The 14,672-nt window shown below is 41.2% G+C and carries 9 protein-coding genes and 1 pseudogene; 7 read left to right on the top strand and 3 right to left on the bottom strand.

All coding sequences use genetic code 11. The features are described 5' to 3' along the window. Window positions 1-139 precede the first annotated feature (139 nt). The 5 genes from AAGR14_RS16440 (at window position 140) to AAGR14_RS16420 (ending at window position 7,130) form a co-directional block, all read left to right on the top strand. A complete protein-coding gene (locus AAGR14_RS16440; RefSeq protein WP_342645325.1) occupies window positions 140-949 on the top strand; it encodes a hypothetical protein in 810 nt (269 codons plus the stop codon). Between the two features lie 62 nt (window positions 950-1,011). Then, on the top strand, window positions 1,012-3,330 hold the full coding sequence (locus tag AAGR14_RS16435) for an Rv1355c family protein (RefSeq protein WP_342645324.1): 2,319 nt from the start codon (window positions 1,012-1,014) through the stop codon (window positions 3,328-3,330). Between the two features lie 61 nt (window positions 3,331-3,391). Beyond that, on the top strand, window positions 3,392-5,545 hold the full coding sequence (locus AAGR14_RS16430; RefSeq protein ID WP_342645323.1) for a 7TM diverse intracellular signaling domain-containing protein: 2,154 nt from the start codon (window positions 3,392-3,394) through the stop codon (window positions 5,543-5,545). Between the two features lie 74 nt (window positions 5,546-5,619). Beyond that, window positions 5,620-6,714 carry a hybrid sensor histidine kinase/response regulator gene (locus AAGR14_RS16425; protein WP_342645322.1) on the top strand — a complete coding sequence of 365 codons (1,095 nt, stop codon included), beginning with the start codon at window positions 5,620-5,622 and terminating at the stop codon, window positions 6,712-6,714. A gap of 8 nt (window positions 6,715-6,722) precedes the next feature. Beyond that, window positions 6,723-7,130 carry a response regulator gene (locus AAGR14_RS16420; RefSeq protein WP_342645321.1) on the top strand — a complete coding sequence of 136 codons (408 nt, stop codon included), beginning with the start codon at window positions 6,723-6,725 and terminating at the stop codon, window positions 7,128-7,130. Between the two features lie 20 nt (window positions 7,131-7,150). Here the strand turns inward: AAGR14_RS16420 and AAGR14_RS16415 are convergent, their stop codons facing one another. Next, window positions 7,151-7,612 carry a response regulator gene (locus AAGR14_RS16415; protein WP_342645320.1) on the bottom strand — a complete coding sequence of 154 codons (462 nt, stop codon included), beginning with the start codon at window positions 7,610-7,612 and terminating at the stop codon, window positions 7,151-7,153. Window positions 7,613-8,582: 970 nt separating this feature from the next. On the opposite strand from AAGR14_RS16415, the gene AAGR14_RS16410 reads away from it, so the two are divergent. Continuing rightward, window positions 8,583-9,653: a phosphatidylinositol-specific phospholipase C1-like protein gene (locus tag AAGR14_RS16410; RefSeq protein ID WP_342645319.1), complete on the top strand. Its 1,071-nt coding sequence runs from the start codon at window positions 8,583-8,585 to the stop codon at window positions 9,651-9,653. A gap of 307 nt (window positions 9,654-9,960) precedes the next feature. Here the strand turns inward: AAGR14_RS16410 and AAGR14_RS16405 are convergent, their stop codons facing one another. Further along, a complete protein-coding gene (locus AAGR14_RS16405) occupies window positions 9,961-10,338 on the bottom strand; it encodes a response regulator (RefSeq protein ID WP_342645318.1) in 378 nt (125 codons plus the stop codon). 759 nt (window positions 10,339-11,097) lie between these two features. Here AAGR14_RS16405 and katG point away from each other — a divergent pair. Then, on the top strand, window positions 11,098-13,368 hold the full coding sequence (katG, locus tag AAGR14_RS16400) for a catalase/peroxidase HPI (protein WP_342645317.1): 2,271 nt from the start codon (window positions 11,098-11,100) through the stop codon (window positions 13,366-13,368). Window positions 13,369-13,438: 70 nt separating this feature from the next. Here katG and AAGR14_RS16395 read toward each other — a convergent pair. After that, a pseudogene (locus tag AAGR14_RS16395) lies at window positions 13,439-14,629 on the bottom strand (crosslink repair DNA glycosylase YcaQ family protein). Window positions 14,630-14,672: the final 43 nt, after the last annotated feature.

The following is a 14,672-nucleotide window of genomic DNA, read 5'->3' as shown; positions in this document are numbered from 1 at the left end:
TTTAATATAGTGCCGCATATTTTTATCCATGTAATGTAAAACCTCCGTTTGTTAAGGCCAAATGTGTGTTTAACCTTTAACTTTGCAACATCAATGCAATATTTTATGGTTATGCTGATCGATTTTGCTTTAACAATCAATGACTGAAATTACAAGCCCTGATAAACCTCATTTAAAACTAAGGGCATTCCGCGCGATAGACGAGCCAGATACCTGCGGTCGCTTCATTGAAGGACACACTAACGTTTTGGCCAGTATCGGTATAAAAAAAGTTACGTCCTCTAAAAACGAGTGGCAATACAATCCTGCTGCCTTTGTAATTGTTGTTGAATCGCTTGACGGGCAGAAAGTTTTGGGTGGTGCCCGAGTTCACGTATCAGGAGGTAGTCAGCCACTGCCTATTGAAGAGGCAACCGGTGCTATGGACGCCAATATTTATGATTTGGTGTGGAAAAAGGCCCAAACTGGTACCGGCGAAGTTTGCGGATTATGGAACTCGCCCGATTTGGCCGGTTACGGTATAGGCAGCCCTTTACTTATCCGTGCGGGTATTGCCATTTGCAGTCAGATAGGTTTGCAGTCGTTATTTGCCTTGTGTGCCCCGTATACAGTTAAGCCTGTGGTTAATGCCGGTATGGTGTTAATAGAGGGTATCGGCAATAATGGTACGTTCTATTATCCTAAATTGGATTTGATCGCTACCTGCATGATTTTAGAAAATTTGTATGATTTGCACTTAGCCAAAGATGAAGATAAGGCTGCTATTTATCAAATGCGTGACCTTGATAAAGATTCAAGAATTAACAAGCTGAAAGATAAAGAAATCCTTATTGATCTGCATCTCCGAATTCCTAATATCGAAAACTGGAGTTTGGCTGATACCATTGCCCACGCTAATAAAAATCATTTAGAGGGCAGTGTTGATATCAATAAGTTAAGCATCTTTTAAACAATTTGCAGGGCTTACCAAACCTGCCTCCCTGTTTTCCGTATAAATACCTTTATACATATATGAAGGATTTGAAAACGTACTTAACCGGTGATACCCATTTGCCGGAACTATATAAGCCAACTATATTCAGGGTAACTGATTTGCAAGACAAGCAAGCGCTTGAAAAACTGTTTAAAAACGGGCAGATTTCTTTTGTACAGAATGAAATGTATGGGCAGTTGCAGGAGCTTATCAAGAGTAAAAATCCTTCTGTAAAAATAAAAGCAAACGAATATCCGGCTTTGATAGATGCCTTTTTGGATGGGAAGGATATGGATGAGTACGGAGTTTGGGTTTATTATCCCTGGAGCAAGCGTTTGGTGCATTTGTTGGACGAAGAAGATTTTGTAGAAGTTAGAACCAATAGAAACCAGTACAAAATTACCCGCGACGAACAGGCCGAATTAAGGAAAAAGAAAATAGGTGTTATCGGTTTATCCGTAGGGCAATCCATTGCCTTAACCATGGCTATAGAACGTATTTTTGGCGAACTCAGATTAGCCGACTTTGACACTGCAGAGTTAAGCAACCTAAACCGCATACGTACAGGTGTGCAAAATTTAGGGTTAAACAAAACCGTGATTGTTGCCCGCGAAATAGCCGAAATAGATCCGTTTTTAAAAGTAAATATATTTAGCGATGGGCTTACTGAAGCTAATATGGATCAGTTTTTTACAGGCAACGGAAAATTGGACCTTTTAGTAGAGGTTTGTGACGGTTTGGATATTAAGATATTAAGCCGTTATAAAGCCAGAGAGTTACAGATTCCGGTAATTATGGATACTAATGACAAGGGCATGCTGGATGTAGAGCGCTTTGATTTAGAGCCAGACCGCGACATTTTGCATGGCTTAGCTAACGGGCTGGATCCGCAAAATATAAAAGATTTATCTAACGAAGATAAAATACCTTACATCCTCAAAATGATCGGGGCCGAAACCATTTCTACCCGGCTCAAAGCTTCGATGCTCGAAGTAGAGCAATCTATCAACACATGGCCGCAATTAGCCTCGTCGGTTACCTTGGGTGGAGCATTAACTACTGATGTAAGCCGTCGCTTATTGCTTAACCAATTTCATGCTTCCGGGCGGTATTATGTAGATATGGAGGACTTGGTTAAAGATGAAACGGAGCATCAAAATGAAAGTCATCCGGTAACTGCCAATCCTCATGCACCTTTAACTAAAGAAGCTATGGTGAGCATAGCTTCCGGGTTTTTAGCTGAAGGATTTTCGGCAAATTACCAGCCAACAGCAGATGAACTTGATAAGCTTATTGAAGCAGCTATTGCAGCGCCGTCGGCAGGTAATAATCAGCCCTGGAAATGGTATTTCAGCAATGGTATCCTGTTTCTTTTTCATGATAAAATAAGGTCTTGGTCTTGGGGCGATTACTATGAAATGGGCGCACATTTATCTTTGGGTACAGCTATCGAAAATATTCACTTAGAAGCAGGTGTACTTGGCTTGCAAGATCAGGTAAAACTATTCCCATTAAGCAATACTCCCGAATTGATTGCAGTTATCAATTTTCACAAAGCAAATGAGATTAACAATGCCGACCTGCAGTTAGCCAACGGGATATTTACTCGTGCTACCAGTCGTAAAAACGGCGAGCGTACCAGGCTAAATGCTGACTTCTTTAATCAACTGCAGAGTATCATCAGCAACCATGGTGTTGAGATGTTTCATGTGGAAGATGACAGTGATATGCACGAACTGTCGGACATTATTGCTGAGACAGATAAGGTACGTTTGTTAAATAAATTAGGGCACGAAGAATTTTACCACGAAATAAGATGGAACAAGGAGGATGCGCTTAAAACCAAAGACGGCGTGGAACTGGCCTCTGTTGATATTAGCCAGGGCGAAATAGCCGGTTTTAAGGTGGCCGGCGATTGGAAAGCGGTAGAACTCTTATCGAAATGGAATAAGGGCAATGCTTTTAAAAAAATGTCGGTTAAATCGGTAAAAAGTGCTTCGGCTATTATTCTATTTACCGTGCCGGAGTTTTCGCACAGTCAATTGCTTATTGCCGGCAGGGCAGTGCAACGGGCCTGGATTACTGCTAATCAAAACGGGGTAGCCGTGCATCCAATGTTGTCGCCTGCATTCTTTTTTAACAGGTTAATACACGGCGGTGGTGCCGAACTATCAACGCAAACTGCACAGAATTTAACGGTTTTGAGGCAGCGTTTCTTTGATGTGTTTAAAATGGGTGCAAGCCCCGAACAGCGTTACGAAGTGTTTTTAATGAAAGTATCTGTAGCGGATAATGTCGACATTGCGCGATCATTAAGAAAAGATAAAAGCGAACTCTTTTTTTCCGATCAATACTAAAAACGTTTGAGTTTAGGCATCAAATACATTATTTTCATGATACAGGTTATTAGCCAGCCACATGTTTAAATTAAAGCTCCTTGTTTTTTTCTTTTTTGTTAGCGGTTGTTTACAACACGCATTTGGTCAGCAATTAATTGACTTTAAAGGAACTTTTGAACCGCTGGGAAACAAGGTCGAAATATTAACCGATACCAATGCCAGCTTGTCATTAAATCAGGCAATCCAGTCCGATGGTTTTAAAAAGTCGGTAAGCGAATACCCAAATCTGGGTATTACGCCTTATGCTTACTGGATAAAGTTTACAGTTCGCAACAGCTCATCACATAACGGTTTAGGGATACAGCTGGCACAGCCAACTATAGACAATGTGGATTTTTATCAAATAGACGGCGACAAGGTAATATTGGCTAATTCCAGCGGCCAAAGCAAGCCTTTTGGCACCAGGCTCATCAGGCATCAAAACTATATTTATCCGGTTAATGTGTTACCTGGCCAGAGTAGTACGTTTTATTTTCATATTAGGAGCTACAAACAGTTGGTGCTGCCCTTGTACCTGGGCACGCTTGAAGGGGTTATTATCAATACTGCAAATTCCGATCTTTTATTTGGGGTTTATGCCGGTATTATATTAGTGATGTTGTTATACAACTTGTTTGTATATGTAACGGTAAAAGATGTCAACTACCTGTATTATGTATTGTACCTGTTTGTAGTTCTGTTAACACAGGCCTGTTTGGAAGGGTATATATTCCGGTTTGTATTATCAGACAGGCCGGTAGCGGCTAATTTAAGTATTTACGTGTCATCAGCACTTATTGGAATAGCTGCAATTGAGTTTGCAAAAAAGTTTTTGTCGTCTAAGTTTTACGCACCAGGTCTGCACAAGATATCTTACGTGTTTTTCTTGGTATATGCTATCCAAATTGTATTGGCCTTTGCTGGGCGCTTTAATACAAGTTATACTATAGTGTTGGTTGCAGCCATGCTCAGTGCTATTTATGTGGTAATAATGGCAGTGGTAATTGCTGTTAGAGGATACAGGGCCGCCAAGTTTTTTTTAATTGCCTGGTCGGTATTTATAGTTTGCGTAGTAATTTATGTGCTTAAAGACTTAAATATCTTATTCCCTTATAACAAACTTACCAGTTCGGTATTATTGATAGGATCTGCTTTTGAAGCAGTACTGCTGTCTTTTGCATTGGCCGACAAAATCAACATATTTAAAGCCGAAAAAGAAAAATCACAGGAAGAAGCGCTGAAAGCTTTAAAAGAAAACGAGCGTATAATCAGTGAGCAAAATACCATGCTCGAAGCTAAGGTGGTTGAACGTACTACTGAGTTAAAGCAATCTAACCTGGAACTAAATAAAACGTTAGATAATCTAAGGCAGGCCCAGGGGCAACTGGTAGAAGCCGAAAAAATGGCATCGCTTGGCCAGTTAACGGCAGGTATTGCGCACGAAATTAACAACCCAATTAACTTTGTTACAGGCAATATAAAGCCATTAAGCCGCGATATTGATATGGTATTTGAGGCCATGGAAACCATTGAGCAGGTGGCCCTTTCGGACGTTGGTAAAGACGATAAGCAGAAGCAGATCAGCGCTTATAAAGAAGATCTGGATTTCGATTATCTGGTTGTTGAAATTAAACATCTGCTTAAGGGTATTAAAGAAGGGGCCAACCGTACGGCCGAGATTGTAAAGGGGCTGCGCATTTTTTCGAGGCTCGACCAGGATGATCTGATTAAAGCCGATATTAATGAGGGTTTGGAGTCTACTTTGATTATTGCCAATAATCTTTTACATGATATAAAGGTTGTTAAAGAATATGGTAATTTGCCCAAAATAGAATGTTATGCGGGTAAGCTTAACCAGGTATTTTTAAATTTAATATCAAATGCAAGTTATGCTATACGGCAAAAGTTTGGCGATCATAAAGGCGGAGAGTTGCTTATTAAAACAACCTGCCATGACGAACACATGTACATAACGATTAAAGATAATGGTATAGGCATGGACGACAAAACGCAGAAGAAAGTTTTTGAGCCATTTTTTACCACCAAGGATGTTGGACAAGGCACCGGTTTAGGCATGTCAATTGCTTATAACACGATAAAAAAACATAATGGGCAGTTTCAGTTAAACAGTGCACCAGACGAAGGGGCGGAGTTTATCATTGTGCTTCCTCTAATTTTTAAAATAGAAAACTAAAAAGAACACAATAGTATTACAGTATAGACTGGCCTGTTGTTACTGAGTTAACCGTATATATTAAAGCTTAAGTTTTGGCTACTAACACCGAAAAAATCAAGATCTTGTACGTTGATGACGAGCAAGATAACCTGTTTGGATTTAAAGCAACGCTACGTTTTCATTACCAGGTTTTTACAGCTATTGATGTAACGCAGGCTATAGCGCACTTAGATGCCAACCCGGACATTCGCATTGTTTTCAGCGATCAGCGTATGCCGGAGCAAACCGGTATTGATTTTTTTGAGGCTATCCGTATAAGCCACCCAATGCCGGTTCGTATTTTAATTACCGCTTACACGGATGTAGAGTCGGTAATTGATGCGATTAATAAAGGCAATATCTTCAGGTATATTAAGAAGCCCTGGGAGGAGTCTGACCTTTTTTCGGCTGTTGAAGAAGCCAATAAGTTTTATGTAACCAACTCTTTGCTTACTGTAAAGCATGATGAATTGCAAAAAGCTTACAATGAGCTTAATAAATTTGCGTACAGCATTACCCACGACATCAGAGGTCCAATTTCCGGTTTAATGGGTGCTATTGATGTAGCCAGAGATATTTCGGACATTAATGAGGTAAAGGAAATGTTGTTCCTGATGGAAAAATCGTTGAAGAAGTTGGATATGTATGTCATCAACATGAACGATTATTACTCATTACAACGTGGAGAACTGGTAATAGCAGAGATAGATTTTAACGAGATATTTGAAGAATGCGTATCGTTGTTTGATGTTATTGCGAAAGTGAATCGTGTTACTTTCAACGTTAACGTTAAGCAAAATGAAATATTCAGGAGCGATAAAGTGCTGATAAAAATGATTATTCATAATCTGTTATCTAATGCATTTAAATATCAGGATGAATCAAAAACGGAGAAAGTTGTAGAGGCCAATGTTGAAATTACCAATGGTTCGGCTACCATCACCGTTAAAGATTCGGGCATCGGCATATTAGGCAATCATATAGGGGAGATATTTAATCTGTTTTACCGTGCCACTTCTCAAAACGTTGGTTCGGGTTTTGGTTTGTATAACGTTAAAACGGCATTACTTAAACTGAACGGTCATATCGAAGTAGCTTCGGTAATGAACCAAGGCACTACATTTAAGGTCATACTTCCCTCTATTTAACTGGCTGCATGAATTTGGCTTTTATTATAATTGACGATAGCGAGTTGGATTGCTTTATAGCAAAAAAGATTATCCAGCAAAATGATAAGAGCATAATGGTGGCTACTTACACGGATGCTATTGCCGCATTAAGGCAAATTAATGACAATACAGACATGCATTCTGATTTGCTAACCATTATACTGCTCGATCTTCGTTTGCCCATTATGAGCGGATTTGAATTTGTGGAGGAGTTTGAAAGATTACCTTTGTCCATCCGCAATAGATATGTTATCTATGTATTGTCTTCATCAATGAACCGGAATGACAAAAGCCGTGTTGACAGTAACGAGAATATCGTTAAAATGATGGACAAGCCGCTAACTAAAGCAGCTTTTGAGACTATTGTGACAGAAGTAGTTGCAGGAAAAAGATAGTTAAAAGCCTTAAAATTTAATCAGGAAAGCAACCGTTGCCTCAGCAAAAATTCTAACTGGTCATTAGAAGTGTTAAGTTCTTTATTCATTTTTTTTAGTTCTTCATTTTCCAGGTATTTGGCGTAAGCGTTTTTGATGGTGCTGTCAAGTTCCTCTTCATTCCAGGGTTTAGTGAGGTAGTGAAATATTTTGCCTTTGTTTACAGCATCAATCACTGCCGTCATATCTGCGTAGCCTGTTAAAAGTATACGCATACAATCAGGATACATTTCAATCACTTTTTCTAAAAACTGTACTCCGGTCATTCCCGGCATGCGCTGGTCGGTAATAATAACCTGGATTGGCTTTTCTGCTAAAATCTTTAAAGCTTCATCGCCACTTATGGCTATTGAGGTTTCAAACTTGGTCCTGAATGTAGCTTTGAACGAAATCAGGTTGTTTTCCTCATCATCTACGTACAAGATATGAATCTTTTCGGCCATGGTCAAATGTTTTGATAGTACATACTCATAGGTAAATACCAAAATTGAGATATTGAAATAAATTGAACTTAGCGCACAAAGCTATGGTAACTTTGTAATTTTCGCAATGCTATTTAGGGCTTTTACTATGTTAGGCTATATTATGTTACAAGTTATCATAATAATCGATCAGTCTGCGTTATGTTGCATTAGGTTAGCCACATTTATTTAATGTATCAGCATATTCAATTCATGAATATCCCTTATATAATCCTGATGGCATCGTAGGTTTGATTTTATCCATATTGGAATAATAATCGATAGCATCTCTAAGCTCCAAGCGCCGGTACGGTGTGTCATCAATATGAGCTCTGGCTTAGTGTGCTATCTGTAACTTAAATAGTTTTAATAACGCCTGTTGAGTCAATCAGCGTTGAAACGGCAGCAGGCATTGGTATTAATGTAAGGTTTACTTTAACTGGTCTTCTACTCTTCACTATCATATGCTCACCAATGGCTCCGTTTTTTTGACACACATAGCAGATAGGTTGAGCACTAAATTTGGATTTGAAGTGATATACGCCTTAGTACGCCCTATGCTATTGATAATACCTTTTTGCTGTAAAGAACTGGTAAAGACTATAGTTTGAGGTGTGCCCAATAATTTGGTAAACCGTCTTCGCCTCCGTGCTAATGCGCTGCAGGTAACCGTTATTACTTTAGATGGGTTATTAGATAAAAGTGCCCGCGAGGCTGGCGCCGTAACGATTTGATACGGTTTGGTCTGTTCGAAAAAAAAGTATCCGCTAACTAACGATAACCTGAGCATGAACAAAATGTTAATCGGAAACTATATCCGGCGCCCATCAGCGACATCAGGCTAAATAATAAACTGATTCAAAAGCTGGGTTATTAATTACCACTAAATTCTGATATTTTTAACCAGGCATCCGGACGGTAATGTCCGAGTGCTTATTTAATTTATAGCATCATGAAATTTGTATTAGCCGCATTTTTTTTAGTAATACCGATGGCCCTGAAAGCTAACGATGACGATGATATCAGGATTAACAAAATTCAAGTTATCGGTTCACATAACAGCTACAAACAGGCCATTGATCCGGCCTTGTTTGCCGTTTTCAAAAAGCAAGATCCGCAATCAGCTGCCAAGCTGGATTATGAGCATATTAGCATCATTGATCAGTTAAATATGGGCCTGCTTAATATTGAACTGGATGTTTATGCCGACGAGAAAGGCGGCCGGTATGCTCATCCTAAAGGGTTGGATTGGGCCAAAAATCAGCCACCTTATGATACAGCAGGTGTTATGAAGCAACCTGGCTTTAAAATGCTGCATGTACCTGAGCTTGATTTTCGCAGCCATTATCTCACCTTTAAACAGTGCTTAGCAGCATTAAAGCAATGGTCAGTAACTCACCCTAATCATCACCCTATATTTATTACGCTTGAGGCTAAAGATGGTAAACCTAAAAACCCGGCATTTACCGAGCCAGAGCCGTTTACCCGCCAAACCTTCGATGAATTAGACCGCAACATTTTAGACGGCTTGGGTGCCAGCCAGTTAATTACCCCCGATGCAGTAAGAGGCAAATACAACACGCTCGAAAATGCGGTGTTGCACAACAACTGGCCTACTTTAAACGCGGCCAAAGGCAAATTTATGTTCATCCTGGATGATAGTGGTGCAAAGCGCGATATGTATATAGCCGGGCATCCATCACTTAAAGGCCGTGTACTGTTTGCCAATGCCTTGCCAGGCACGCCCGAAGCAGCTGCGATGATCCGTAACAACCCCAAAGACCCGCAGATTCCGCAATTGGTAAAAGAAGGCTATATCATTCGTACCCGTGCTGACGCTGATACCGAGCAGGCCAGGACTAACGACCAGTCGGGTCTGGAAGCTGCCTGTCAGTCAGGCGCACAGATTATAACTACTGATTATTATCTCAAGAGCACGCATTTCAAGTCAGATTATGTGGTGAGCTTTGAGGGTGCTGATAAGTATTTTAGGGTTAATCCGCTTTTTAAATTTATGAAATAGTTGTGCTGTTCGTTGCTGTGACGCGTGTGTACATGCAAATCGCCTTTTAACCAAAGCCCTTTGCCAATACCGGCTGCCGGAGGGATGACTTGGTTATTTGTTAGTCAAATGATTGACATGGTTTGACTGGCCAACTGCTGTGCTGCGAATACATAAAGCTGCCGTAGCCAGTCCTTGCCTGAAGAGTTGGGCATTTAATCTTAATTTGATATAAAAAGAGGGGGTAAGTTTTACAAATAAATAAAACGCAAAACCTCATGAAGATTTTGCGTTAGTTATGCATAGGTAAAAGGTAGATAATGAAATTTTAAAGTGCAGCTAATGCTAATGGCAGGCACTTGTGCACGGCAGACATAAGCTCATCGATCGAAAACGGTTTAGCTACAAAAGCGTCAGAACCGTAGTTACCCAGTGATTGCAATACACGTGGGTAGCCCGAAATAATAATAACCGGTAAATGGTGTGTGGCGGCATTGCTTTTTATTTCGTGGCAAAGCTCGCCGCCGTTTATGCCGTGTAGCAGAAAATCAAGCATTACCAAATCCGGCTGGTGTTCGTTAACCGTTTTAATAATATTCTCACAATAGGTTAAACCTGTAACCTTATACCCTTCTTGCTCCAGTACTTCCGTCATTAACTGAAGAATGTCCTGGTTATCCTCTAATATTAAAATATGATTTGACATTGATGTAAATATTGCTCAAACATACAGGGATTAAGTTACATTAATATGTCTACCCTGTTAAGTTTGTTTCTTCTTCTCAAAAGCAATAACAAGTGCAAGGTTGCTTTGTTTACTTCGAACTTAAGATTAGCAATAATATATTTTAGTAAATTTCTGTGTCTTGATAGGTGTCGTTAAAATGTTGAGATTGGGGCTATGGCCATTACAGGCACATTGATGCTGGTATGATCATTAGTGCCGAAATTGCTTAAACCATGCCTTGGGCAGTCGACGCATCCAATATTCTTAGTGCTCCGGTTTCTTGGTCAGCAGTGATGATGACTAAAGTTTGGCTGTCTTCGTTGGCAAAGTTCAACGCTTCCACTATAGTTTTGTCAAAGTCATGCAGTTCGGTAGCCTGCAAAAAAAGAATATCTTGCCTATAGTGGTAGTTGATGTGTAAGCGTACATGTGCGTTTTCGTCATAGAAGGCATATAATTTAAACGGCGAAGCAAAAAAGCACTTGCCAAGCTTATTTTGAGAATAATCCTATTAACATCAGGAATATAGTCCCGACAAGTGTATCCTTATTGCATAAACACAATGTTTGCGCGTTATAAATTCAGGCACAGCCTTTTAATTATATACATTGTGAAATAGTATGCAGTTATTACCTATAGAATTAATCGATTGTGAAAGTTTGTTCTCATCACTTAACTTTACATTTATCAAAACCTAAATAGGCAGAAGATTCTGCAAGAAAAATAAAAACATAACTTATGGATCCGAACTCAAATGACATCAGCCAATGCCCGTTTCTTAATGGCACCATGAAGCATAACGTGGCCGGTGGCGGTACACGTAACAACGATTGGTGGCCCGATCAGCTTAAACTAAATATTCTACGTCAAAATTCTTCTTTGTCTGATCCTTTGGACAAAGACTTTAATTATGCCGAAGAATTCAAAACGCTTGACCTGGCTGCTGTGAAAGCAGATTTGCATGCGCTGATGACTGATTCGCAAGATTGGTGGCCGGCCGATTTTGGGCATTATGGCGGTTTGTTTGTGCGCATGGCCTGGCACAGTGCCGGTACTTACCGGGTAACTGATGGTCGTGGTGGTGCTGGTGCTGGTTTACAGCGTTTTGCGCCGTTAAACAGCTGGCCTGATAACGTTAGCTTAGATAAAGCCCGCAGGTTATTGTGGCCTATCAAACAAAAATACGGTCGTAAACTATCATGGGCCGATTTAATTATATTAACCGGTAATGTGGCACTCGAGTCGATGGGTTTTAAAACCTTTGGCTTTGCCGGTGGCCGTGCAGATGCCTGGGAAGCTGATGAGTCAGTTTACTGGGGCTCAGAAAGAACCTGGCTAGGTGGTGATGTACGTTATGGTGATGGTTCTGAAGGGGTGGTTGAAAACCATGGCGTGCTGGTATCTGACGACAATGCCGATGGCAAAATTCATTCACGCAACCTGGAAAAACCTTTAGCTGCTGTGCAAATGGGTTTAATTTATGTAAACCCCGAAGGTCCGGATGGTAACCCCGACCCGCTGATGTCTGCCAGAGATATCAGAGATACCTTTGGCCGTATGGCGATGAATGATGAAGAAACTGTGGCATTGATTGCAGGCGGACACAGCTTTGGTAAAACACACGGTGCTGCGACGGCAGACCACGTAGGTAAAGAGCCTGAAGCTGCCGATATGGAATTACAAGGCTTTGGCTGGCATAACAGCTTTGGTTCTGGCAAAGGTGCCGATACAATTACCAGCGGTTTAGAAGTAACCTGGACTACCACCCCTACACAATGGAGCAATAACTATTTCGAAAACCTTTTTGGTTTTGAATGGGAATTGACTAAAAGCCCGGGCGGTGCGCACCAGTGGGTAGCTAAAGATGCGGATGCGATTATACCGGATGCTTACGATAGCTCGAAAAAACACCGTCCAACCATGTTAACTTCTGACTTGGCTTTACGTGTTGATCCTGCTTACGAAAAAATATCGCGTCGCTTTTTAGAAGATTTTGATGCCTTTGCCGATGCTTTTGCCCGTGCTTGGTTCAAATTGACTCACCGTGATATGGGCCCGCGTGTACTTTACTTGGGGCCCGACGTTCCGCAAGAAGAATTATTGTGGCAAGACATTATCCCGGCTGTTGATCATGCACTGGTAGATGATAGCGATGTGGCTGATTTAAAATCAAAAATCTTAGCATCAAGTTTAAGCGTACCCGAATTGGTATCTGCTGCTTGGGCTTCTGCGTCAACTTTCCGCGGAACTGATAAACGTGGTGGTGCCAATGGTGCCCGTATTCGCCTGGCGCCGTTGCGTTACTGGAACGTAAACAACCCGGTACAGTTGCAAAAAGTGTTAGGTGTGCTCGAAGGCATCCAGAATGATTTTAACGGTGCACAAACGGGTGGCAAAAAAGTATCACTGGCCGATTTAATTGTACTAGCAGGCAATGCCGGTATTGAAAAGGCTGCGCAAGATGCCGGACAAACTGTTAATGTGCCTTTCCGTGCAGGTAGAATGGATGCATCGCAAGAACAAACTGATGTAGAATCGTTCAGCTACCTGGAGCCTATGGCTGATGGGTTCCGGAGTTACCGTAAATCAGGCGTTCGCGTGTCAACAGAAGAGTTACTGGTTGATAAAGCACATTTGCTTACTTTAACTGCCCCTGAACTTACAGTATTAATGGGTGGCTTAAAAGCAATCAACATCAATTTTGACGGCGCTAAGCATGGTGTATTTACTGATCGCCCAGGCCAGTTAACCAACGATTTCTTCGTGAACTTACTGGACATGGGTACCGTTTGGAGAGCAACATCACCTGACCGTGAATTGTATGAGGGTAGCGACCGTAAAACCGGCCAAGTAAAATGGACTGCAACCCGCGCCGACCTGGTGTTTGGTTCGCATGCTGAATTAAGAGCTATTGCCGAAGTTTACGGCAGTGCCGACGGACAGCAAAAGTTTCTGAAAGACTTTGTAGCTGCCTGGGATAAAGTGATGAACCTGGACAGATTTGAATAATAAAATCCGGTTTAACTACACAAAAGGGGCTGAATCATTGATTTAGCCCCTTTTTGTTTTAATACATATTTCAAAAGTGCTTGTTTATTGCTGTAAGATACTCCCGCCTGTTTGTTTTCGCAAATACAATGTCGCGGCATTGATTAAAGCGCACAAAATCTTTGAGCGCTTCAACCAATTTTCCAATTTGACTATTGTTTAAAGCCACCTCTTCAAAATGCAAATTGTGTATAAGTAGCCGTTTGTTTTTGCGGTCGGCTTTAGCATCCATCCGGGCAATAAAAGTATCGCCTGCTAATATTGGCAGCGAGAAATAGCCATACTTTCTTTTAGGTGCTGGTACAAAGCATTCAATTTGATAGTCGAACCTAAAAAAGTCTCTCAACCTATGCCTAAAAACGTTTAATATATCAAAAGGGGAGAGAATAAATACGTCATCTGCTAACTGCACATCTATGGTCTGGTTGGCAAGCATATATAACTGTGAAGTTTTAAGGACTTCAACGCTTATCCGTTTCAGTGCTCCCTCCAGTAGCATCTGTTCTAATTCGGTTTTCACCAGGTTATTTTTCACAAAGCGTGCCCGCCACAGCATTTCTTTGGCCGAAGCAATACCTAGTGCCCCTAAAGTGCGGCGAATTATATAACGTGCATATTCTTACGCCGTAGGCAGGGTAAGGTTAGTTTCGGGGGGTACTAGGTTTAAAGGCAGGTCATATATTTTCTGAAAGCCTTGGGTACGGTTAATCATCAGTTTGCCGTCGAGATATAACCGCTCAAGCGCTATTTTTGCTGGTCGCCAATCCCACCAGCCGGTGCTGGCCTGCTGCCTGTCTTGTTCAAAATCACTCACCATAAGCGGACCTTCACGTTCAATACGGTCTAACACTTGTTTCATCAAGGTCTTTTCGGCAGGTGTTAACGGCTTTCGGTTCAGCGCAAAACTTTCTTTAAGGGGCAACGAAAATCTGAAATCGTGCATGGGCAGGTAGCCGGCCTCTGAAATAAAGAATTCAAAAATCTGGCTGTCGTCTACCAGCTCGTTTAGCCATTGCGGTTCATAATCCGGAATACGTGCCGCCATAACCTGATGATGGGCTCGTTCTACTACATAATTGGTATCCAACTGTACAAAGCCCAGGTGATTTATCAGTTTATACACGGCTTCGGAGCCGGTGCCAAACTGACCGCGACGTGCTAAGCCGGCGGCGTTCAAAATAACTCGTCTTGCTTCGTGTTCAGAAAGCCGTAAGTCTTCCATTATGCAAAATAAAGGTTATTTAGCCAGATAGCCGTAAAGACAA

The sequence above is a fragment of the Mucilaginibacter sp. CSA2-8R genome (assembly GCF_038806765.1).
Taxonomy (GTDB): Bacteria; Bacteroidota; Bacteroidia; order Sphingobacteriales; family Sphingobacteriaceae; genus Mucilaginibacter.
The sequence above is the reverse complement of the archived record's forward strand: the minus strand, read 5'-3'. Positions and strand labels throughout refer to the sequence as shown.

What these genes read in the sequence shown, in the direction of transcription:
- AAGR14_RS16415 (WP_342645320.1), bottom strand. Translation starts at nt 7,612, where the DNA reads ATGGCCGAAAAGATTCATATCTTGTACGTAGATGATGAGGAAAACAAC.
- AAGR14_RS16430 (WP_342645323.1), top strand. Translation starts at nt 3,392, where the DNA reads ATGTTTAAATTAAAGCTCCTTGTTTTTTTCTTTTTTGTTAGCGGTTGT.
- AAGR14_RS16435 (WP_342645324.1), top strand. Translation starts at nt 1,012, where the DNA reads ATGAAGGATTTGAAAACGTACTTAACCGGTGATACCCATTTGCCGGAA.
- katG (WP_342645317.1), top strand. Translation starts at nt 11,098, where the DNA reads ATGGATCCGAACTCAAATGACATCAGCCAATGCCCGTTTCTTAATGGC.
- AAGR14_RS16410 (WP_342645319.1), top strand. Translation starts at nt 8,583, where the DNA reads ATGAAATTTGTATTAGCCGCATTTTTTTTAGTAATACCGATGGCCCTG.
- AAGR14_RS16420 (WP_342645321.1), top strand. Translation starts at nt 6,723, where the DNA reads ATGAATTTGGCTTTTATTATAATTGACGATAGCGAGTTGGATTGCTTT.
- AAGR14_RS16440 (WP_342645325.1), top strand. Translation starts at nt 140, where the DNA reads ATGACTGAAATTACAAGCCCTGATAAACCTCATTTAAAACTAAGGGCA.
- AAGR14_RS16405 (WP_342645318.1), bottom strand. Translation starts at nt 10,338, where the DNA reads ATGTCAAATCATATTTTAATATTAGAGGATAACCAGGACATTCTTCAG.